Origin of the sequence: Sphingobium sp. B1D7B, from assembly GCF_025961965.1 — a bacterium.
Lineage (GTDB): Bacteria > Pseudomonadota > Alphaproteobacteria > Sphingomonadales > Sphingomonadaceae > Sphingobium.
Map to the genome: position 1 here is coordinate 1,894,578 of NZ_JAOQOR010000001.1, position 20,656 is coordinate 1,915,233.

The 20,656-nt window shown below is 64.3% G+C and carries 16 protein-coding genes; 12 read left to right on the plus strand and 4 right to left on the minus strand.

All coding sequences use genetic code 11. The features are described from left to right. Window positions 1–15: 15 nt before the first annotated feature. Window positions 16–1,146 (minus strand): acyl-CoA dehydrogenase family protein, encoded by a 1,131-nt coding sequence (locus M2336_RS08745; RefSeq protein WP_264592870.1) that lies wholly within the window; start codon window positions 1,144–1,146, stop codon window positions 16–18. After that, the gene (locus M2336_RS08750) at window positions 1,143–2,318 is read right to left on the minus strand and encodes an acyl-CoA dehydrogenase family protein (protein WP_264592871.1); all 1,176 of its coding nucleotides are present in this window, start codon (window positions 2,316–2,318) and stop codon (window positions 1,143–1,145) included. Before M2336_RS08750 ends, M2336_RS08745 begins: the two co-directional genes overlap by 4 nt. Window positions 2,319–2,659: 341 nt before the next feature. Between M2336_RS08750 and M2336_RS08755 the strand changes: the two genes are divergently transcribed. The 12 genes from M2336_RS08755 to M2336_RS08810 all read left to right on the plus strand — a co-directional run bounded on the left by M2336_RS08755 (window position 2,660) and on the right by M2336_RS08810 (window position 16,906). Further along, window positions 2,660–5,566, plus strand: coding sequence for a TonB-dependent receptor domain-containing protein (locus M2336_RS08755; RefSeq protein ID WP_264574655.1), 2,907 nt, complete (start codon window positions 2,660–2,662; stop codon window positions 5,564–5,566). Window positions 5,567–5,678: 112 nt separating this feature from the next. Then, window positions 5,679–7,832 (plus strand): acetate--CoA ligase family protein, encoded by a 2,154-nt coding sequence (locus M2336_RS08760; protein WP_264592872.1) that lies wholly within the window; start codon window positions 5,679–5,681, stop codon window positions 7,830–7,832. Window positions 7,833–7,835: 3 nt separating this feature from the next. Then, a complete protein-coding gene (locus tag M2336_RS08765) occupies window positions 7,836–8,636 on the plus strand; it encodes a crotonase/enoyl-CoA hydratase family protein (protein WP_264592873.1) in 801 nt (266 codons plus the stop codon). A 3-nt stretch (window positions 8,637–8,639) separates the two neighbouring features. Continuing rightward, the gene (locus tag M2336_RS08770; RefSeq protein ID WP_264592874.1) at window positions 8,640–9,812 is read left to right on the plus strand and encodes a thiolase family protein; all 1,173 of its coding nucleotides are present in this window, start codon (window positions 8,640–8,642) and stop codon (window positions 9,810–9,812) included. 5 nt (window positions 9,813–9,817) lie between these two features. Next, the gene (locus M2336_RS08775) at window positions 9,818–10,243 is read left to right on the plus strand and encodes a Zn-ribbon domain-containing OB-fold protein (RefSeq protein ID WP_264592875.1); all 426 of its coding nucleotides are present in this window, start codon (window positions 9,818–9,820) and stop codon (window positions 10,241–10,243) included. A 236-nt stretch (window positions 10,244–10,479) separates the two neighbouring features. Then, complete coding sequence (locus M2336_RS08780; RefSeq protein ID WP_264592876.1) at window positions 10,480–11,208, plus strand: SDR family oxidoreductase; 729 nt, start codon at window positions 10,480–10,482, stop codon at window positions 11,206–11,208. Window positions 11,209–11,327: 119 nt separating this feature from the next. After that, a complete protein-coding gene (locus tag M2336_RS08785) occupies window positions 11,328–12,668 on the plus strand; it encodes an MFS transporter (protein WP_264592877.1) in 1,341 nt (446 codons plus the stop codon). Continuing rightward, entirely contained in the window at window positions 12,665–13,423 is a 759-nt protein-coding gene (locus M2336_RS08790; protein ID WP_264592878.1) for an HD domain-containing protein, read from the plus strand. The genes M2336_RS08785 and M2336_RS08790 overlap by 4 nt, the downstream gene beginning before the upstream one ends. A gap of 108 nt (window positions 13,424–13,531) precedes the next feature. Then, complete coding sequence (locus M2336_RS08795) at window positions 13,532–14,542, plus strand: protocatechuate 3,4-dioxygenase (protein WP_264592879.1); 1,011 nt, start codon at window positions 13,532–13,534, stop codon at window positions 14,540–14,542. Between the two features lie 25 nt (window positions 14,543–14,567). Then, window positions 14,568–15,242 (plus strand): RraA family protein, encoded by a 675-nt coding sequence (locus tag M2336_RS08800; RefSeq protein WP_264574664.1) that lies wholly within the window; start codon window positions 14,568–14,570, stop codon window positions 15,240–15,242. Then, window positions 15,239–15,895 carry an RraA family protein gene (locus tag M2336_RS08805; protein WP_264569692.1) on the plus strand — a complete coding sequence of 219 codons (657 nt, stop codon included), beginning with the start codon at window positions 15,239–15,241 and terminating at the stop codon, window positions 15,893–15,895. The genes M2336_RS08800 and M2336_RS08805 overlap by 4 nt, the downstream gene beginning before the upstream one ends. A gap of 12 nt (window positions 15,896–15,907) precedes the next feature. Then, window positions 15,908–16,906 (plus strand): amidohydrolase family protein, encoded by a 999-nt coding sequence (locus M2336_RS08810; protein WP_181558959.1) that lies wholly within the window; start codon window positions 15,908–15,910, stop codon window positions 16,904–16,906. Window positions 16,907–16,959: 53 nt separating this feature from the next. Here the strand turns inward: M2336_RS08810 and M2336_RS08815 are convergent, their stop codons facing one another. Beyond that, the gene (locus tag M2336_RS08815; RefSeq protein ID WP_264592880.1) at window positions 16,960–19,140 is read right to left on the minus strand and encodes a hypothetical protein; all 2,181 of its coding nucleotides are present in this window, start codon (window positions 19,138–19,140) and stop codon (window positions 16,960–16,962) included. Between the two features lie 384 nt (window positions 19,141–19,524). Next, window positions 19,525–20,643, minus strand: coding sequence for a sensor domain-containing diguanylate cyclase (locus M2336_RS08820; protein WP_264592881.1), 1,119 nt, complete (start codon window positions 20,641–20,643; stop codon window positions 19,525–19,527). Window positions 20,644–20,656: the final 13 nt, after the last annotated feature.

Sequence of the window (20,656 nt, forward strand, 5' to 3'; positions counted from 1 at the left end):
GTTTAAGCTGAGCGCTTAAAGGGCCAGCGCCGCGTAGCGCTCGAGATGGGCGTCGCGGTCGCCATGCGAAAGCTCGAACAGCCCTAGCCGGGCGAACAGATGTGCGGCCGGATATTCCTGCACCAGCCCCATGCCGCCATGGAGTTGCACGCACTGCTCGCCGATGAAGCGGGCCGACTCGCCGACCTTCACTTTCGCCGCCGAGACCGCGCGGGCGCGTGCCGCTTGGTCGTCCGCCTCGCAGGCGGCTACGGCGGCGGCCGCGATCGGCGCGGCGAGCTCCTGCGCGATGGCCATGTCGACCAGGCGATGCTGGAGCACCTGAAAGGCATCCAGCGGGCGACCGAATTGCCGGCGGGTGTGGGTATGCTCGCGAGCGAGGGCATTCGCCGCCCGCAAGGCGCCGACGGCGTCCGTGCAGGCGAGGGCGGTGGCTTCATCGAGCGCGCGGGCCAGTGCCGTCTCGCCGCCCGGCATCCGCGCGGCGGTGGGGATGATGACGTCGTCCAGCAAGAGGTCGGCGGCACCGGTCCAGTCGAAACAGCGGGTCGGACGAACGGCCAGATCCGCCGCCGGGACGAGAAACAGCGCCACACCCCCGGCCGTGTTCTCCGAGACGATGAACAGGTCTGCGCTATCCCCGCCCGCCACGGCGACCTTGCGGCCCGAGAGGCGCCAGCCATGCGGATCGGGCGTGGCGTGGGCAGTGATCGGCCGGCCAAAGCCGCCATCGGCTTCCTCATGCGCCAGCACGATGCGCACTGTGCCGCTGCAGATGGCGGGCAGCCAGGCAGCCTGCTGGTCCTCGCTGCCGGCCGCCGCCAGCAGCCGCGCGCCGATCATCACCGCCGCATAGGGCTCCAGCACCATCGCGCCGCCCATCGTCTCTGCTACCATGGCCAAGTCCCCGAGAGAACCGGGGAAGCCGCCATGCCCCTCCGGCAGGGTGAGGGCGAGGAGGCCAAGCTCGGCATAAGCCGCCCAGGCCGCCCGCGATTCCCGCGCGGCGCTCTCATGCGCGTCGCGGCGTTGCTCGAAGCTGTAGTGCCGCGCGAGCACGGTTTCGAGCGAGTTGCGCAGCAGGTCGCGAATGTTCGTCTCTTCGGCACCGCCTGCCGGCGCGGCGTCCATCACGGTCGTGTTCATCGGGCTGCCCCCAGGCCAAGCGTTTTCGCGATGATGTTGCGCTGGATTTCGTTCGAGCCGCCGTAGATGCTGACGACCCGCGTATCGAAATGGCTCTTGAACAGGCGCGCCAGCCATGGCTTGCCCGCATCGCCACCATCCATGGCGGCGTCGGGGGCGAATGACGCGGCGCTACGGCCCGCGACCTCGACCAGCAGGCGTGTCAGTCGCTGCTGAAGCTCCGATCCCTTGATCTTGAGCATATTGGCCTCGATCCCCGGCGCGACCCCGGCCCGGGCGCGGTCCAGCATGGCGGTGGCCATGGCCTCCAGCGCATCCAGCTCGATCGCCGCCTCGGCGATGCGCGCGCGGACATGCGGCACGCCGGCCAGTCCCTGTTCGGCCGCGATCTGCTTCAGCCGCGCCAACTGGCGGCGATTGAGGCCGATCCGCGCGATCGACAGCCGCTCATTGCCGAGTACCACGCGCGAATAGGTCCAGCCTTTATGCGGTTCGCCGACCAGATTTTCGGCGGGCACCCGCACAGTGTCGAAGAACACCTCATTGGTGGTGTGGGCGCCGTTGAGCAGGATGATCGGGCGAATGTCGATGCCCGGCGTCTTGAGGTCGATGAGCAGCATGGAGATGCCCATTTGCGGCTTGGGCGCATCGGGATCGGTGCGGACAAGCGCGAACATCATGGTCGATTCATGCGCCATGGTCGTCCACATCTTCTGCCCGTTGACCACCCAATGGTCGCCCTCCCGCACGGCGCGAGTCTTGAGCGAGGCGAGGTCTGAGCCAGCGCCCGGTTCGGAAAAGCCCTGGCACCAGATGTCCTCGCCGGAGAGGATGCGCGGCAGATAATGGGCCTTCTGCTCCGGCGTGCCGTAATGCATCAGCGTCGGGCCGAGCATCTTGAGGCCGAAGGAGCCAAGGTCCGGCGCGCCTTCCTCGGCCAGCGTCTCCGAGAAAATATAGGTCTGGACCGGGCTCCAGCCGGTGCCGCCATGCTCGACCGGCCAGTGCGGCGCCGCCCAGCCGCGCGCATGCAGCGCCTTGTGCCAGGCGAGCCGCTCCGCCGCGGTGATGCCGACCGCGTTGGTCACTTTCTCGCGCACATCCGCTGGGCATTCGGCGCGCACGAATGCGCGGACCTCTTCGGCAAAAGCCTGCTCGCTTTGCGTGTACATGCCTGCCCTCTCCTTCTCCGTCCCATCATCGCGCGCTCGCAGATAATATCAAGTAGCTTTATATAAAGCGGCTGGAGAATGTTGTTGTCATTAGCATCGATTTGCGCAACAATTGAGTCGTCACCGGATCGGGGCAGATGGCTGCGCGGTTTGCATCGAGGGCGCCGCCGGCAAGCCCTGGTTTCCGGGGCATTGGGCCGTCATCCACGCACCTGTTAAAACCCGGCGGCCCCAAAAGATAATATAGTATCATTGTTGTTGACACAGCCTTTATGACGCTTAGTCTCGGGCACAATGAAAGGCCGGCAGGCGCAAACCTGCGGCAACAAATAGGAGGGGATATGTCTCGTCGAACATGGTTGCTCGCGTCTGCTGCCGCTTGCACATTTGTCGCCCTGGGGTCTGCCCCGGCGCTCGCGCAGGATGGGCCAGCGCCCCAGGCGCAGGATAACGATGCGCAGGTGCGCGATATCATCATCACCGGCTCGCGCGTGAAGCGCGATGGCTTCCAGGCGCCCACGCCGCTGGTCGTCGTGACCTCCGAGGCAATCGCCGAGCGCGGCGCGGCCAATGTGGGCGACTATCTCAATGAGGTGCCGTCCTTCCGCCCGAGCGTCAGCAACCAGACGAACACCCAGTCGTCCAACCTTTCCGGCGCGACCTTCGCCGATCTGCGCGCGCTGGGGAACATCCGCACGCTGGTGCTGGTGGATGGCCGGCGCCATGTGCCGACTGTGCCGACCGGGCAGGTTGACCTCAACCTGATGCCGACGGTGCTGATCGACCGGATCGACGTCGTCACCGGTGGCGCGTCCGCCGCTTATGGGTCGGATGCCATTTCCGGCGTCGTCAACGTCATCATGAACAATCGCCTGACCGGCCTGAAGGGCGATCTTTCCCTGGGTCTTTCCGAAGAAGGCGATAATTTCGAGCGCCGCGTGGGCCTCGCATTCGGCAGCCCCTTTGCGGACGGGCGCGGGCATTTCACCATCGGCGGCGAATATGTGAAGTCCGATGGAATCGGCAGCTTCGATGATCGCGCCTGGGGCCGTCGCTACGAGGAATCCGTCTCCTTCGCGGCCAACCGTCCGGCCGGCGTGCCTTCCCGCTCATTCGAGAGCGGCGTGCGCTTCGTCAACTCGCTCATCGGCGGCGTCATTCTCGGCAACAATGCCGATACGAACCCGGCCAATGGCGTCGATGCCCTGCGCGGCATCTGGTTCCCGGCGCCCGGTCAGGTCGGCACGTTCACTTATGGCAATGAGAGCGGCGGCTCATCCTACAACATGTCCAGCTCGCAGGGCACGCCGCCCCGTCTCGGACATACGCTGGTGCTGCCGATCGACCGTTATGTCGTGCGTGCGAACCTCAATTATGAGCTGAGCGACTCCGTCGGCATGTTCGTCGAAGGGAGCTATGGCCGGTCCGGGTCCGATTATTCCGGCCCGATGCCGCGTGACACCGCGGTCAGCGGTCCGCGTGCGGTGGTGATCCAGCGGGATAACTATTTCCTGCCGGCGCAGGTCGCGACGATCATGGACGCGAACAATATCACGTCCTTCGTCATGGGTCGGTCCAACCCCGACTTCTCGTCCACCCAGATCGTCAACTTCAACAGCACCTATCGCATCGTCGGCGGGCTGAACGGCAACATCAGCGGATGGAACTGGGACGCTTACGTCCAATATGGCCAGAACAAGCTGGAATCGCAGATCCGCAACATGCGCATCCAGCAGAACTTCATCTGGGCGCTGGATGCGATCCAGCTTCCCAATGGTCAGATTGTCTGCCGCAACACCGTCGCGCGGGCGCAGGGCTGCCAGCCACTCAACCTGTTCGGCGCCGGCGCGATGTCGCAAGAGGCGATCAACTATGTGAACGGCACGCAGTTCCAGTCGATCACGACCAGCCAGTTCGTGGGCGCCGCCAATATCAGCGGCGAGCCCTTCTCGACCTGGGCGGGGCCAGTCTCGCTCGCGGTCGGCGGTGAATATCGGCGGGACAGCGCCGAAAGCGTCGTGGATTCGCTCGCGGCCGCCGGGGCGTACAACTTCTCGAACCCCAAGCCCTATGAAGGCGCGTTCACGACCAAGGAAGCCTATGCCGAGGTCGTGGTGCCGCTGGCCCGCGACGTGCCCTTCTTCAAGTCGTTCGATCTCAACGGCGCGATCCGGCACACCAATTATGAGGTGTCGGGCGGCGTCACGACGTGGAAGATCGGCGCGACCTGGGATGTGGTCGATGGCGTCCGCCTTCGCACGACACGCTCGCGGGATATCCGTGCACCCAATGCGGCGGAGCTGTTCTCGGTAACGTCCACCCAGTCGACCCTGCGCAATCCGTTCAACGGTGTGTCGCGGTCCTACACGGTGGTCTTCGCGCCCAGCGAGACGCTGGCGCCGGAGAAGGCGAACACCTTCACGGTCGGTGCGGTGTTCACGCCCACCTTCCTGCCCGGCTTCTCGGCCTCGGTCGATTTCTACAATATCAAGATCGACGGGGCGATCGCGAGCTTCCCGGCGCAGCAGATCATCGACAATTGCTATGCCGAGATCCAGGGCGGCACGCCGGGGGCCTTCTGCGCCACCACCTCGCTATCCGGCACCGGCACGAGCACGGAAATCAACTCCGTGACCGTCCAGTTGCTCAACCTTGCCTCGCTGGAAACGCGCGGCGTGGACTTCGAGATGGTCTATCGCTTCAATGCCGGGCCGGGCCGGGTCACGACGCGCCTGTTCGGCACCTATGTCGCTGACCTGATTTCCGACGACGGGCTGGGCGTTGCACCGACCTATAATGCCGCCGGGATCATCCAGACGCGCGGCAGCCGCATCGACCGCGCGGGGCAGTTGGGCGGGTTCACCTCCGGCCTCAACACCGGCGCGACCAGCGTGCCGCATTGGCAGCTCAATGCCAGCCTGGGCTACGAGACGGAGAAGTGGGGCACCACGCTCAACGCGCGCTGGATCGACAAGGGCATTGTGGACGCGACGCTCGTCCAGCCGGGCGACCCGGACTATAATGCGGCCTCGCCGATTTCGGTGGGCAACATGAACGTCGCCTCGCGGCTGTATCTGAACTGGACCGGCAACGTCACGCTCATGCAGCGGGGCGACAAGAAGGTGCAGCTCTACGCCGTGGTCAACAATCTGCTGAACAAGGAACCGCCGTTCCCCAGCACGCAGGTGGCCGGCTTCTACGACCGCATCGGCCGCGCCTACAAGGTTGGCGTCCGCTTCGCCTTCTGACCGTTCGGTCCGTGGCCGGGAGCAGCATCCCGGCCATGGTCCGGCTTTTCGATAATGGGGGCCGCGCTCGCGCGCCCTTTTTCATGGCCCCCTCAGCATGAATGGTGATCCTATGTCTGCGACCGATCTTTCCCCCCGGATCAAACCTGTGCGGGGAGCCGATGCGGTCGCCTTGTTCATGCGCCCCCGCTCGATCGCGGTCATCGGCGTGTCGGCCAAGCCCAAGACGGCGGGGCGGACGGTGCTCGCCAATCTCCAGCTCAACGCCTTTGATGGCGATGTCCATGTCGTCGGCCGGGCGGAGGGGGAGATTGACGGCTATCCCGTGACGCAGAGCATCGACGATCTGCCCGAGGGCATCGATCTGGCGGTGTTCACGCTCCCGGCGGCGGGTGTGAAGGATGCGCTGGAGGCCTGCGTGCGGCGCGGCGTCAAGGCGGTGACGGTCTTTTCCTCGGGCTTTGCCGAGGCGGGTAACCGGGCGGGGCAGGATGAACTGGTCCGCATCGCCTATGAGGGCAATGTCGCGCTGCTCGGGCCGAACTGCCTCGGTTACACCAATCTTGTGAAGGGCTTGCCCATCGGCTTTGCCAACGCCCGCAAGGTCGCCATGCTGGCACCGGACGATCCCAATCCCGCCATTGCCATGGTCTCGCAGAGCGGCGGGCTGATGGCCTATGCCAGCACCAATCTCGCCGCACGGCATCTGCCGATGGCCTATACCGTGTCCACCGGGAACGAGGCCGGCATCGGCATTCCCGATTTCATCGATTTCTTCGCGCAGGATGAGGCGACGAAGGTCATCGCCCTGTATCTCGAGGAAGTGCGCGATCCGCAGGCCTTCCTCGCCGCCGCCCGGCGCGCGCAAGCGGCCGGCAAGGCGCTGGTCGCCATTCATCCGGGCCGGGGCGAGAAGGGCAAGGCCGCGATCCAGTCGCACACCGGCGCGCTGGCGGGCGATTATGCCACCATGCAGCTCCATCTCGATCGGGCCGGCGTGGTGCTGGTCGAGACGCTGGAGGAGTGGGTCGATGTGATCGAGCTGCTGGCGCGCTATCCGGTCGCGCCGACCAAAGGCCCCGGCGTGCTCACCTTCTCCGGCGGCTTCTGCGCCATCGCGCATGACTATTTCGAGGCGCTGGATATGGAGATGCCCGCGCTCACCGAGCAGACCCGCAGCGAACTGGCGCCGCAACTCCCTGTCTTCATCCCGCCGCGCAACCCGCTCGATCTCGGCACGCAGGCGATTTTCCAGCCGGAGCTGATCCCGCTCGGCACCAACGCGCTGATGGCGGATGGCAATGTCGGCAGCGTGCTCATTGCCATCAACAGCGGCACGGCGGCCTCGCAGCGCGGCTATGGGCCGATGTTCATCGACAGCCTCAAGGGCAAGGATCGCCCGGCGATCATGGCCTTCCCGGCGCCGGAGATGGACCCTGACTTCGAAGCCTCGGTGCGCGCCAACCGCCTGATCCTCAGCCGCTCCATCGAGCGGTCGATGACGGCGCTGTCCCGCGTCACGCGCCATGGCCGCTCGCTGGAGCGCTCGGCGCGCTCGGTCACCCACACGCCCTTTGCCGATTTGCCGACGCTGGGCAGCGGCCCGCAGCCCGAATGGCTCGGCAAGCAGCTTCTCTCCGCCATGGGCATCCGCGTGCCCGCCGGCGGCCTCGCCACCTCGCTGGAGGAGGCCGAGGCGACCGCCGCTAAGGTCGGCTACCCGCTCGCCATCAAGGCGCAGGCCGGCGCGCTGGCGCACAAGACTGAGGCGGGCGGCGTCATCCTCGGCATCCGTGACGCCGACGAGCTACGCCGCGCCTGGGACGATCTGCACGCCAATGTCGCCCGCGCCCAGCCCGGTCTGGTGCTCGATGGCGTGCTGGTCGAGAAGATGGCGCCCAAGGGCCTGGAACTGATGATCGGCGCCAAGCGCGATGCCAAATGGGGGCCGGTCGTGCTGGTCGGCCTGGGCGGCATCTGGGTCGAGGCGCTGGGCGATGTGCGCCTGCTCCCGGTCGACATGGCGCAGGAGGATATTATCGCCGAGCTGATGAAGCTGCGCAGCGCCAAGCTGCTCAAGGGCTTCCGGGGTTCGCCCCCGGTCGATGTGCAGGCGGTTGCCCACACCGCCGGGCTGATCGGCCGCCTGATGGAGACCATGCCGCAGATCGAGGAGATCGACCTCAACCCCGTCTTCGTGCATCCGCAGGGGGAAGGGCTGACGGCCGTCGATGCCCTCATCATTACCGCTGCGGAGGGGAACTGAACCATGAGCGAGACGCTGGCGACCTATGAGCTGGATGGCGAGATCGCCATCGTCGGCATCAACCGCGCGGCCAAGCGCAACGCGGTCAATACGGAGGTGATGGCGAATCTGCATGCGGCGTTCGAGCGCGCCGCGTCGGAAGCGCGCGTTGGCATCCTCTTTGGCCATGGCGGCAATTTCTCGGCCGGGCTGGATCTGGCAGAAGCCGCCTCGCGCATGAGTGGCGCCAATCCGCCCAAGCCCTGGGAGCGCGGCCGCTGGACGGTCCCGCTCGATCTCGTCGCGCGCGGGCCGATCCCCTGGATCGCCGCGCTGGAGGGCGCCTGCATCGGCGGCGGGCTGGAGATCGCCTCGGCCTGTCAGGTCCGCGTCGCCGACGAGAGCACCTTCTTCGCCCTGCCGGAGGGCAAGCGCGGCATCTTCGTGGGCGGCGGCGGCGCCGTGCGCATTCAGGGCCTGATGGGCTATGCCCGCATGGCCGACATGATGCTCACCGGCCGCGTTCTCAGCGCCGCCGAGGGCGAGCGCGCCAATCTCTGCCAATATGTCGTGCCCAAGGGCGAGGCGATGGCCAAGGCGAAGGAACTCGCGGCCAGCATCGCCAGCAATGCGCCCAATACCAACTGGGCCGTGTGCGCTGCGCTCCCCCGCATCGGCGACATGAGCCACAGCGACGGGCTGTTCTTCGAGGGGCTGATCGGCGGATCGGCCCGCAGCAGCGAGGGTACTGACCGCATCCGCGCCTTTGTCGAGCGCGGCGAGAACAAGGTCGCCGCGCCGCCTTCCGACCCGACGAAAGGCTGAACCATGGCGCTGCGGGACAATGCCATTGTCGGCTATGCGGAGACCAAGATCGTCCTGCGCAGCGAGGTCGATGTCTGGGAGCTGGGCGCCGAAATCCTCGACGGCATTCTCGAGCAAACCGGCTTCGAGAAGGGCGAGATCGACGGGCTGATCCTGTCCTCCTCGTCCACCGGCGCCGGCAACATCTTTTGGTCGCAGACCACGGCTGATCAGCTCGCGCTGGAGCTGGATTTCTGCCAGACGGTCGACATTGGCGGCTCCTCGCCGGTCGGCGCGGTGGCGCGCGCCGCCGCCGCTATCGATGCCGGGCTCTGCACCACCGTCCTCTGCCTTTTCGCCGACACCGCCGTCGCCGAGAATAATGGCCGCCCGCGCTCCTATGGCGCGGAGTGGACCACGCCTTATGGCTATCTCGGCGCGCCCGCCGCCTTCGGCATGTTGAGCCGCTATTATCATGACAGGTTCGGCCTGGACGAGCGGGCGCTGGGCAAGCTGGCCGTGGCCCAGCGCGAGCACGCCCTGCGCAACGACAAGGCCTGCGAGAAGCTGCGCAAGCCGATCACGGTCGATGATTATGTGCAGTCGCGGATGATCAACGATCCGATCCGTCTGCTCGATTGTGTCATGCCGTGCGATGGCGCCAGCGGGGTGCTGGTCACCAGCCGCAAACGCGCCGAGCAGCGTGGCCTCACGCGCTGCGCGGTGCTGCGCGGCTATGGCGAGCGCACCAATCTCGGCGCCGCTTCGGCCATCGTCGATCCCACCGTCACCGGCCATCGGCAGGCGGGCGAGCGGGCCTTTGCGCAGGCCGGGCTCACCCCGCGCGATATGGGCTCCTTCCATCCTTATGACGACTTCATCATTGCGATCATGATGCAGTTGGAAATGCTCGGCTTTTGTGCGCACGGGCAGGGCGCGGCATTCATCCACGAGACTGATTTCCTCTTCTCCGGCGATCTGCCGCTCAACACCGGCGGCGGGCAAATCTCCGCCGGGCAATGCGGTCTGGCCGGTGGCGGCACCAATCTTGTCGAGGCGGTGCGGCAGCTTTTCGGCGATGGCGGCGCGCGGCAGGTGAAGGACCGCCGCCATGCGCTCGTCACCGGCATCGGCGGCATTCCCTATGGGCGGAACTGGAACACCAGCACCGCCCTCATCCTCACGTCGGAGGGCTGAGGCGCATGGCCGATCTCAACGATCTCCTCGATATCGATCGCCCGCTGCCGCCCGAGCGCAGCTTTTCGCGCCCCTATTGGGAAGCGACGCGCGAGAAGAAGCTGCTCATCCAATATGATCGCGTGGCCCGCGCCTATCAGTTCTACCCGCGCCCCACGAGCATCTACACCGGCCGCCGCGACACTCTGGAATGGCGCGAGGTCTCCGGGCGCGGCACGATCTTCAGCTACACCATCGTCCGCCGCGCTCGCCCGCCGTTCCGCGACAAGGAGCCCTATGTCGTCGCCATGGTCACGCTGGAGGAAGGCGTGAATGTGATGAGCAACATCATCCATTGCAGCGAAGCAGAGCTGAAGACCGGGCTGGCGGTGAAGCCCTATTGGCATCCGCTGCCCGATGGTCGCCACCTGCTGCTGTTCGAGCCGGCCTGAGACTTCGCCGTCCAATCCTCTTTTGAATGGCCAGAGCGATGACGCCTGCTTAGGCTAGGCGGCGTAGGCAGAACGTGACGGCAACCGGAAGCCCCCTCGTCATTCCCGCGAACGCGGGAATCCAGGTCCACGGCTGCGCCGAGACGCAAGGTCCAAGCTGGATTCCCGCGTTCGCGGGAATGACGAGGGAGAGGGCAAGCCGGTGCACTCGCCGCGCGCAAGGGAGAGGACGCATCATGGGTTACATCAAGGGCAAGGTCGCACTGGTCACCGGCGCCAGCTCGGGTCTCGGCGCGGCCATCGCGGCCGAATTTGCCGCAGCCGGGGCCTCGCTGATCGTCGCCGCGCGCCGCAAGGCACCGCTGGATGCCTTCGTGGCCGAGGTTGAAGCGCAGGGCGGGCAGGCGCTCGCCGTGCAGTGCGACGTCTCGCAGGAGGCCGATGTGCAGGCGATGTTCGCCGCCGGTCTCGCGCGCTTCGGGCGCATCGATATTCTCATCAACAATGCCGGCATTGCCGATCATACCCCGACCGATGAACTCTCCTTCGCGCGCTGGTCTGAGGTGATCGACACCAATCTCAACGGCGCTTTCCTGTGCGCGCGGGAGGCGCTGCGGATCATGAAAGGGCAGGGGGCAGGCCGGATGATCCACATCGGCAGCCTGTCCGCGCAGGTGCCTCGCCCGAATACGATTGCCTATGCCGCGAGCAAGTTCGCGCTGGCGGGCATGAACCATTCGCTCGCCCTTGACGGGCGCGATCATGGCGTCGCCTCGTCCATCTTCCACCCCGGCATTGTCGGCACCAATCTGGTGCAGAACATGCAGGACGGCGATCCGCGCGACCGGATCAGTGCCGATGTCGCGGCGCGCGCGGTGCTGGCTATGGCCGATCTGCCCGATCATGTGAACTTCGTCGATGGCACCATATTGCCGCTCAATATGCCCTTTCTGGGCCGCGGCTGATCGCGCTCGATATTGTTGTTTCAAGCAACGGAGTTGTTGACAGGTCGATAGGATGCATGGGAAGCTGAGCCGATAAAAAAAGCATGAATCGGCAAGGCTGGCTACGGAGAGGACAGGCGATGGCCACGACACCCGCGACAGGCAAATACTATCCCGGCTGGTGGGTGGTGGCTGCCGGATTCATCATCTTCTTCTTCTCCTTCGGCGGCCCGACCTACTCCATGTCGCTCCTCTATAATGAGGTGATCGCGGAGTTCGGCTGGACCCGGGCCGAGGCCACCGGCATCTATGCGTGGAAAGGCCTCACCGGCGCGCTGGTCGCCATTCTCGTCATCGGGCCGGCGGTGCAGCGCTTTGGGTTGAAACCGGTCTTCCTCACCGTGCTCATCATCCAGGCGCTGGGCTTCTTCACCTTCCTCAACGTCAGCTCTATCGCGACTTACTTTCTCGCCGGCTTCCTCATTGGCCTCGGTCAGGGCGCTGTGCTGCTCTGCATCAAGCTGATGGTGGCGCGCTGGTTCATGCGCAATGTCGGCTTTGCCGGCGCGCTGGCGCTGGTCGGGTCGAGTGCCGGCGGCGTGGTCTTTCCCATCGTCATTGCCGCGCTCATTCCCGAAATCGGATGGCGCATGACCTATGCGCTGATTGGCGTGTCTATCCTCGCCGTCTCGGTGCCGCTCGTCCTGTTCGTCAAGCAGAACCCTTCGGAAGAGGATCTGCTGCCGGAGACCGCCAATGCCAAGGGCGTGCTGCCCAGTGCCGAGGTGGCGGCGGCGACGCGCGCGGCGGACATTCCGATGAGCTATGCCGAACTGGTGCGCAAGCCGATGTTCTGGGGCATCATGGTCGGCGTGCTGATCATCGCCGGCGTGGATCAGGGCCTGTTCCAGAACATGCAGCTCTATTTCGTGCAGGAAGTCGGTCTGACCCGCGAGACGGCGGCGTGGCTGCTCTCGCTCACCTCGGCCATCGGCCTTGCCTCCAAATTCATCGCGGGCAAGTTCTTCGATGTCTATTCGGTGAAGGGCATTGCGGCCTGGTATCTGCTCATCGCCGCGATGGTGCTGCTGGCCTTCCAGGTTTCCAGCCTCTCCACCGCGATCATCTTCATCTGCGCGCTCGGCCTCGCCCATGGCGGACTGGTCTGCGAGGGGCCGGTGCTGGCCAAGCATGTCTTCGGGCCGCGCAACATGGACAAGGTTCTGCCCATCGTCACGGGCTGCTTCGCGCTTGGCTCGTCCATCGGCCCGGTGACGCTCGCCTATATCTACGATGTGAATGGCCATTATGTCTGGGGCTTCGCGCTGTTCGCCGCCATGGCGTTCTTCGCGGCGTTCCTGCTCACCTTCGTGCGGCCGCTCTATCGGGACCGGCTGCGGGCGGCGACACAGACCGGCGTGGGTGAGGGGGCGGGGATGGCACCGCCGTCTGCCACCGCCAAGCCCTCCGCCGCGCTATGAGTGCGCCGGATCTGCACAATCTCCATGCGCAGGCCGATGCGCTGGAGGAGGAGATGAGCGAGGCGCTGGACGCGATCATCATCAAGTCCACCCTCTACCAGTCCGGCGATGTCGATCCGCGCCTGCCGCGCCCACCCATCGACAATCCCCGTCGGCTGCCATTCCTGATGGGGCCGGACCCGCGCCTGCCGCCGATGCCGGAGAAGCCGACGCTGGTGGATTTCTTCCGCTATCGCTTCGGCCCGTCCGCGCACGTCCTGCAAAGCGCGAAGCTGGCGCGCGATGCCGGGCATGACGAGAAGATCGTACTCGCCTGCCTGCTGCACGACATCGCCGTCACCGGCTTCATCCGCGCCGATCATGGCTATTGGGCGGCGCAGTTGATCGAGCCTTATGTCGATCCCGAAGTCAGCTGGGCGGTGCGCGAGCATCAGGTGGTGCGCTTCTACCCCGATGAATCGGTCGGCTATGACTATCCCGAAGCCTATATCCGCTTCTTCGGCGCCGATTACCGGCCCGATCCCCATATCGACCGCGCCTATCAGCGCGCCCGCAACCACAAATGGTATATGAGCGCGCGGCTCGTCACGCTCAATGATTTCTACGCCTTCGACCCCAATGTCGTCGTGGAGATCGAAGAGTTTACGGACATCATCGGCCGCCATTTCCGCCAGCCGGAGGAAGGGCTTGGCTTCGATGACAGCCCCTCCGCGCACATGTGGCGCACCATCATGATGCCGACGCGCTTTCTCTGAACAGCCTTGTCGAAAGCGCCCGCCATCGGTTGCTAACCGCATCGATATTGTTTACTGAGTCTACAATTATATGCCCGAGCGGCAACAATCTGGGAGCGGAGCGGAATCATGGCGGAGATCGTGCTGGGAATGTGGACATCGCACGGGCCGACCCTCTCGACCACGCCCGAGCAATGGACCCTGCGCGTCGCGGCCGATCTCAAGCGCCAGCACCCTTTCCGCGGCGCGGAATATAGCTTCGATGAGCTGGTCACGCTGCGCGCGGGCGAAAATCTCACCGAGGCCTGCACGCTGCCGGAGCGCGAGCGCCGCTCGGCCGCCTGCCAGAGCGCGATCAGCGACATGGCCGACCGCTTCGCCGCCGCCAAGATCGATGTCGCCGTCATCATGGGCAATGACCAGCGCGAGCTGTTCCTGGAGGATGTGACGCCCGCGATCACCGTCTATCTCGGCGAGACGATCTGGGATCAGCCCGCCACCCCCGAGCAGGCCGCCCGCATGCCGCCCGGCATTCACGAGGCGGAGTGGGGCCACAGCCCGCCCGAGCGCCGGGACTATCCCTGCCAGCCCGAGCTCGGCATGCACGTCTGCAAATCGCTGGTGCCGCAGGGCTTCGATCTTGCCGTCTCCAAGAAGCTGCCCGAGCCCGCCGGCCATTGGTCGAGCGGCGCGCCGCACTCGCTCGGCTTCATCTATCGCCAGATCATGCGCGACGCGGTCGTGCCCAACCTGCCGATCCTCATCAACACCTTCTTCCCGCCCAACCAGCCCACCGCCCGCCGCTGCTTCGAGCTGGGACGCGAGGTCGGCAAAGCGATCCGCAGCTGGAAGCAGGATCTGCGTGTCGCCGTGTTCGGCTCGGGCGGCATGAGCCACTTCGTCATCGACGAGGATTTCGACCGCATGTTCTTCGAGGCGCTGCGCACCCGCGATGCCGAGACGCTCTGCGCCATCGAGGACAAGCACCTCCAGTCCGGCACCTCCGAGCTCAAGACCTGGATCGCCGCCGCCGGCGCGCTGTTCGACACTGATCTCACCGGCGACGTGGTCGGCTATGAGCCCTGCTACCGCTCGGAGGCCGGCACCGGCACCGCCAATGGCTTCGTCGCCTGGCAATAAGCCAAGATTTTTCTGAGGACGGATGATGACAGCAACAGACCCCCATGTCGCGCGGCTGCGCCAGCTGGATGCCTGCGCCGTGTCGGACACGCTGGACAAGCTGGGCCTGGCCGGCTGTGTGACCGGGCTGCGCTCGGCCTCGCCGGGCAAGCGGATCGCCGGGCGCGTCCACACCGTGAAGCTCAAGGCCGGCAACGCGCCCGCCGACCGCCCGCCGGTGCATCTGGGCGCTGCCGCCATCGACGCCAGCGGCCCGGACGATGTGATCGTGGTCGAGCAGCGCACCGGCATCGATGCCGGCTGCTGGGGCGGCATCCTGTCGCGCGGCGCGCAGCACAAGGGCGTGGCGGGCGTGATCTGCGAGGGGCTGGCCCGCGATGTCGATGAAGCCCGCGAGATCGGCTTTCCGGTCTTCTGTCGCGGTTATACCGCCCGCACCGCGCGCAACCGCGTCTATGAGGATGCCACCGACGTGCCCGTCACCGTAGGCGATTTCACCGTCGAACCCGGTTTCTATGTCATCTGCGATTCCAGTGCGGCGGTGTTCATCGCGCCAGCCGACATCGCCCGCGTGCTCGATGCCGCCGAGGATATCGTCCGCCGCGAGGGCGAGATGACCCGCCGCCTCGCCACCGGCGAGAGTGCCAGCTTTGTGCTCGGCGCCAATTACGAATATATGCTCAAGGGCGACCAACAATGACCGACGACCGCAACGTCACCCGCGCCGCCGCGCTCGATACCGCCACGCTGAGCGACGCGCTCGACCGGCTCGGCATCGTCGGCCAGTGCTACCAGATCGCCGGGCGCGATCCTGATTTCCGCATGGCCGGCCGCGCCTACACCATGCTCTGCGGTCCCGCCTCGACCCCGCCCGGCACGGTGGGCGATTATATCGATGATGTCCCCCCCGGCCATGTCGTCGTCATCGACAATGGCGGCCGCGAGGATGCCACCATCTGGGGCGATATCCTCACCGAGATCGCGCATCGCCGCGGCCTCGCCGGCACCGTGATCGACGGGATCAGCCGCGACGTCTCGCTCTGCCGCGCGCTCGGCTATCCGGTCTTCAGCAAGGGCCACTGGATGCGCACCGGCAAGGATCGGGTGCAGGTGGAAGTCACCAACTGCCCCGTCAACATCGGCGGCGCCCGCGTGGCGCCGGGCGATATCCTGCGCGGCGATCCCGATGGCGTGATCGTCATCCCGCAAGCGCATGAGGAGGCCGTCCTCGCCGCCGCCGAGGAGATCCACGCCGCCGAGGAGAGCATCCGCGCCGCCTGCCGCACCGGCATGCGCCTCGATGAGGCCCGCGCGCAGTTCAAATATCACAGCCTTCAGACACGTCAGAAATAAGGGGATCACCCGATGATCATCGACTGCCATGGTCACGTCAGCGCTCCGGTGGAGCTTTGGGCCTATAAGGCGAGCCTGCTCGCGCATCGCGGCTCGCACGGGCGCGGGAGCGTCAAGGTGACGGACGAGCAGATCATTGCCGCCGCCCACCACAAGGAGACCTGGCCGGACGGGCACATCGAGCTGCTGCACAATCACGGCACGGACATGCAGCTCATCTCGCCGCGCCCGTTCCAGATGATGAACTCGGCCAAGCCCGCGCGCGTCGTCCACTGGTTCTGCGAGGAGGTGAACACCCTCATCCACCGCCAGTGCACGCTCATCCCGGAGATGTTCATCCCGGTCGCCGGCCTGCCGCAAGTGGCGGGCGAGCCCATCGAGAATGTCTTTGCGGAGATGGACCGCTGCGTCGCCATGGGCTTCAAGGGCTTCCTGCTCAACCCGGACCCCTATGAGAATGGCGCCGAGGAAGCCCCGCCGCTGGGCGACCGCTACTGGTATCCGCTCTACGAGAAGCTGTGCGAGCTGGATCTGCCCGCGCACATCCACGCCACCGGCTCCCAGTCCGAGCGCTCGCCTTATTCGCTGCACTTCATCAATGAAGAGACGATCGCCACCTATAACCTGTGCACCTCATCGGTGTTCGATGATTTTCCGCAGCTCAAGGTGGTGGTGAGCCATGGCGGCGGCGCCATCCCCTATCAGCTCGGCCGCTTCGAATCCCAGTCGCGCCGCACCAAGCACCTCTTCTCCGAGCGCATGGCCAAGCTCTATTTCGATACCGTGCTCTACACCGAGGGCGCCCTGCGCCTGCTCATCGAAACCGTCGGTCCCGAGCGCTGCCTGTTCGGCTCCGAATGCCCCGGCGTCGGCTCCACCATCGATCCCGCCACCGGCAAGCAAATGGACCACATCGCCCCCTTCATCCAGAAATTCGACTTCCTGAGCGACGCCGACAAGAAGCTGATTTTTGAGGATAATGCGCGGAAGGTGTTTAATTTGGAGGTTTGAGGGGGGCGGGCGCGCGCGTCGGGCGAAGATGAGGTGGAGGGTGCCTTCCCACCCTAAACGACCTCTTCCCGCTCCAACCGCTCGTGCACTCGGTTGCGGTCAGGAACTGGATGAACGTGTTTTAGGCGCATTAAGGCGGAGCGGCGTCTTATTTTGTTCTGCAGATTGTCTGCCAAATCCAAGTGACCGGGTGGAATCAAGTGCATGCCGAGTGCTGCTGCTAGGCCGGAGCAAACGATAACGACCGATCCCGCCAAGAAATTTGTTGCGGAATGGTACCACCACGCTGATCCTTGCCAGATGAAGAATTGGCCGCCGAGTGAGATGGCAGTGCAAATGACAGTCATGGCAAGCACATAATGCCGTGCCCGATTTGTCGCTTTTCGCTGGATTAAGTCAGCGATCCCGGCGATTCGAATATCATCATCCTCTTTTAGCTTTTGTATAAGCTCTTCGGCTTGACGCCTTCGGGCCTGCTCTTTAGTTTCCGCTGCCGCTAGCTCGACGGATTTTGCTTTTAGAGCTTCTGTGTCTCGATCCTTTGTTGCGAGGGCAGCTTCAAGTTCTACCCTGACGGCATCTGATCGTGCTCGTTCCGAATCGCGGCCCCGAGCTTCTGCACTTGTTGTAAAGGCAGCGAGGAGTTCTTCGCCGTTAGCTGCATCTAGGACTTCAGGGGCGCCACCGGTCGAAATAACGAGGTCGAGGACGGCCTGCTGCGAGGAAAGTAGCACGGATGCGGCTTCCGTATCCTTGAGGGTTTCGAGGCGCTTTTCTGCTTTTCGTAGAAGCTCGCGATTTGAGGCAAGTATTCGGTCGCAAGCCGACACCAGATGCAGTTGAGGTAGGTCTGGGTTCGCGGCAGAGCCAAAACGCATCCAGACCATGGCAGCCAAGGTCTTAGTTTCTATTGCGGGTCCCGCTGCGTAGTTCGGGATACCGAGATTAGAGCGGGCGAACATAGTGGAGAACTGTGTGAACGTCGAATTTCGTGTCACTAGCAAAAAAGAGGTGTCAAAGTAATCTGACGCAATTTCCCCATTGCGGCGTCGCATCACGTAACCAATGGACATAGCGTCGCAGTCGCGTTGATCTGTCTTGTACATGTCATGCCAATGAGCTGAGCCCCGAAACTTATCGATAAGCTCGTCGGGGAAGGCGCTAGCATATAGCGGGCTGCGGCGGTCGAAGTTCAAAATCTGTACGTCTGCTAGTTTTACCGCTTTGTCAGGTTGACGACGAACGCTATTGGCATGAGCCACTAGACTAGGGTCGGCCCTGAGGGCATCGCCGGTCAACCCAAACCGCCTAGTGGGCGCCCGATCCAGAACTGCGCTCAAAATGTCGGCGAGCTCGGCAAGGCAATGCGACATGGTTACAATTTTGGAACCGTGTTCGCGGAGTGCTTTAAGGCACTGCATTATACTGAATTGCCTTGAGGGTCCGCTGAGACCGAGCAAGTCCAGCAAAACTGGAGCATCAAGCACGAAGGTTGTTTTGATTTTTACTAGGGATCCGCCCGTAGGGCGCTGAAGCTCTTCCAAAAACTCAAGCGCTAAGCCAAGTTCAGTCAAGCTGGCTATATCTGCGAACTCCGGGCGCCGATGCTTAGCGAGCCATTTAACGAAACCTGCAAATTCGACTGTCAGTTGCTTATCGATTCGGCTAAGCCGAGTTGTCTCATCCAAAAACTGGTTTCGTATGGACAGCTTCTCACCGTCTAGAAGCCGTTTAGCTTCTGCCTTAACGCGCTCTTTGTCAGAACCATCGAGCGACGTGGCCCATTTAAACAACTGCCACTCGAATTGGTCTTTCCCGAGCGTGATTTTGAGCAAAGGGGCGTGGACATCGAGAAATTCTTCGAAAGCTGCGTGAAGACGATTTAGCTTTGTGGCGCTGGTTTCGATGGCCTCGACCTCATCAAAGGACGGCAATTCCTTCGGAACGAGGTAAGCTGACGCTGTTCCGTCCGCTTTTTGCTCGACCAACCAACCGAGGTGACAAAGCTGAGGAATGAAGGCTTCTAGCGCATGCTCGTTGAAGCTATCACCTAATATCGGATTCAGTACCGACGCGGCTTTCTCGACATTGAGCATTTGCCCTCGCTGGCCCTCAAGAGAAATGCGAAATATCGGGGCAATGGCTCTGAAAGGCCCTTCATTTGTTCGTTTGGCTTCATCGACTGCTGCCATGAACAGTAACGCCGATCTCGGCAGTGGATAAACCTCTGACATGTATCCCCCTTTTGCTTCCGATCGAATGCTATAAGATGAGACTTTACCAGCTGCAAAGCACTTAGGTTCTTGAGCTGAAGAACCGGAGACGACAGAGGGCTGTTGGCTCCCAAGTCTAGTTTATCCGTCGTGATGGACTTGAACGAGCAGGCGTTGGGAGACAGCCCTGATTGTCCCGCATGACTACCACCCCCAAACAAAAAGCCCGGCCAGATCACGCCAGCCGGGCCAGTCTGATGCCGAGAGAGGTCGGCTGATCGCGTGCGCGTCGTCGGCCGCCCTCAGGCGTCGACATAGCCCTTGTTGTACTGGCTGGATGCGCATCGCCTCCTGCGGTTGGCCGTGGCGGCAGCGGGTGCCGTGCTATCAGTCACCCGCTGGCGATCACGCCGCCAGTCCTGCGACGCGATCCCGCCCCTCCGCCTTGGCGTGATACAGCGCCTTGTCGGCCCGGACGACGGCAGGCTCGAAGGCTGTTTCCGCGGCCGTCACTTGCGAGAAGCCGATGCTGACACTCCATGATCCCGGTGCGGCGCCAGCGGCGCGGCATCGGTTCATTAGCGCCTCGACGATCAGGCGTTGCCCTTCGCAACTCGCCGGCAGCAGCAGGATGAATTCGTCACCGCCAATGCGTGCGAGAGCGCCGTCTTGTGCCTGTGCGATCCGCCCCGCTTCCTGAGCAATGCCGCGCAAGACGGCGTCGCCCGCCTCATGGCCGTGCAGATCGTTAACGGCCTTGAAATGATCGACATCGATCGCGACGACGGCCGCGCCAGGCGCGAGCAGGCGCCGCTTCTGCACCTCCAGGCCCGCCCTGTTCCACACGCCGGTCAGCGGATCACGAAGCGCTGCGGCGCGCAGCGCGTCCTGCGCCTGATCGATTGGCAGAACCAGCAAACCAAGATTGATGATGCCGAGCAACGCCTGATCTGCGAGCAGCGGCAGGCTGCCCAGCGAGTGGTCGCCCGAGAGCACGCCCAGATCGCCCACCAGCGAAATCAGGAATATGGGGATGTAGGCGAGCAGGCCTGCGCCTGCGATCCGCTGCCCGCGCAATGGCCCGGAGATCATGGCTGTCCCATTGATCGCCATGGCTGCGGTCAGGCCAAGAACATCGGCGATGCGCGGGATTTGGGAGTCTGCCGGGAGCCAGCCTTGGGCCATCAGCAACAGCGGCCCAAGATGGGCAACGCCGATGACCAGCGCCGGCAGCGCCATCCACGGCGCGAGCACGGGCCGGCCTTCGAACCGGCGAACGCCCATGACGGAGACCGTGTTGCTGAAGGCGAGCATCATCAACAGCGCCGTCGCAGCGCCCATGCCGCGCTCACCCCACAGGGCAAAGCCGATCATCACACCGCCGTAGAGAAGCGCGCTTGCCGACCAGAACAGCAGATAATCATCCGCTTTTCGACCACGCCAAAGCAGCAGAAATACGATGCCGAAGGCGCTCGTATTCACGAGGCTGCAGAGCTGCAGCGTGTCGATGTCCAGCAAATTCATGATTCATCCGATC

What these genes read in the sequence shown, in the direction of transcription:
- M2336_RS08770 (WP_264592874.1), top strand. Translation starts at nt 8,640, where the DNA reads ATGGCGCTGCGGGACAATGCCATTGTCGGCTATGCGGAGACCAAGATC.
- M2336_RS08750 (WP_264592871.1), bottom strand. Translation starts at nt 2,318, where the DNA reads ATGTACACGCAAAGCGAGCAGGCTTTTGCCGAAGAGGTCCGCGCATTC.
- M2336_RS08745 (WP_264592870.1), bottom strand. Translation starts at nt 1,146, where the DNA reads ATGAACACGACCGTGATGGACGCCGCGCCGGCAGGCGGTGCCGAAGAG.
- M2336_RS08785 (WP_264592877.1), top strand. Translation starts at nt 11,328, where the DNA reads ATGGCCACGACACCCGCGACAGGCAAATACTATCCCGGCTGGTGGGTG.
- M2336_RS08815 (WP_264592880.1), bottom strand. Translation starts at nt 19,140, where the DNA reads ATGTCAGAGGTTTATCCACTGCCGAGATCGGCGTTACTGTTCATGGCA.
- M2336_RS08755 (WP_264574655.1), top strand. Translation starts at nt 2,660, where the DNA reads ATGTCTCGTCGAACATGGTTGCTCGCGTCTGCTGCCGCTTGCACATTT.
- M2336_RS08805 (WP_264569692.1), top strand. Translation starts at nt 15,239, where the DNA reads ATGACCGACGACCGCAACGTCACCCGCGCCGCCGCGCTCGATACCGCC.
- M2336_RS08790 (WP_264592878.1), top strand. Translation starts at nt 12,665, where the DNA reads ATGAGTGCGCCGGATCTGCACAATCTCCATGCGCAGGCCGATGCGCTG.
- M2336_RS08810 (WP_181558959.1), top strand. Translation starts at nt 15,908, where the DNA reads ATGATCATCGACTGCCATGGTCACGTCAGCGCTCCGGTGGAGCTTTGG.
- M2336_RS08760 (WP_264592872.1), top strand. Translation starts at nt 5,679, where the DNA reads ATGTCTGCGACCGATCTTTCCCCCCGGATCAAACCTGTGCGGGGAGCC.
- M2336_RS08820 (WP_264592881.1), bottom strand. Translation starts at nt 20,643, where the DNA reads ATGAATTTGCTGGACATCGACACGCTGCAGCTCTGCAGCCTCGTGAAT.
- M2336_RS08780 (WP_264592876.1), top strand. Translation starts at nt 10,480, where the DNA reads ATGGGTTACATCAAGGGCAAGGTCGCACTGGTCACCGGCGCCAGCTCG.
- M2336_RS08800 (WP_264574664.1), top strand. Translation starts at nt 14,568, where the DNA reads ATGACAGCAACAGACCCCCATGTCGCGCGGCTGCGCCAGCTGGATGCC.
- M2336_RS08795 (WP_264592879.1), top strand. Translation starts at nt 13,532, where the DNA reads ATGGCGGAGATCGTGCTGGGAATGTGGACATCGCACGGGCCGACCCTC.
- M2336_RS08775 (WP_264592875.1), top strand. Translation starts at nt 9,818, where the DNA reads ATGGCCGATCTCAACGATCTCCTCGATATCGATCGCCCGCTGCCGCCC.
- M2336_RS08765 (WP_264592873.1), top strand. Translation starts at nt 7,836, where the DNA reads ATGAGCGAGACGCTGGCGACCTATGAGCTGGATGGCGAGATCGCCATC.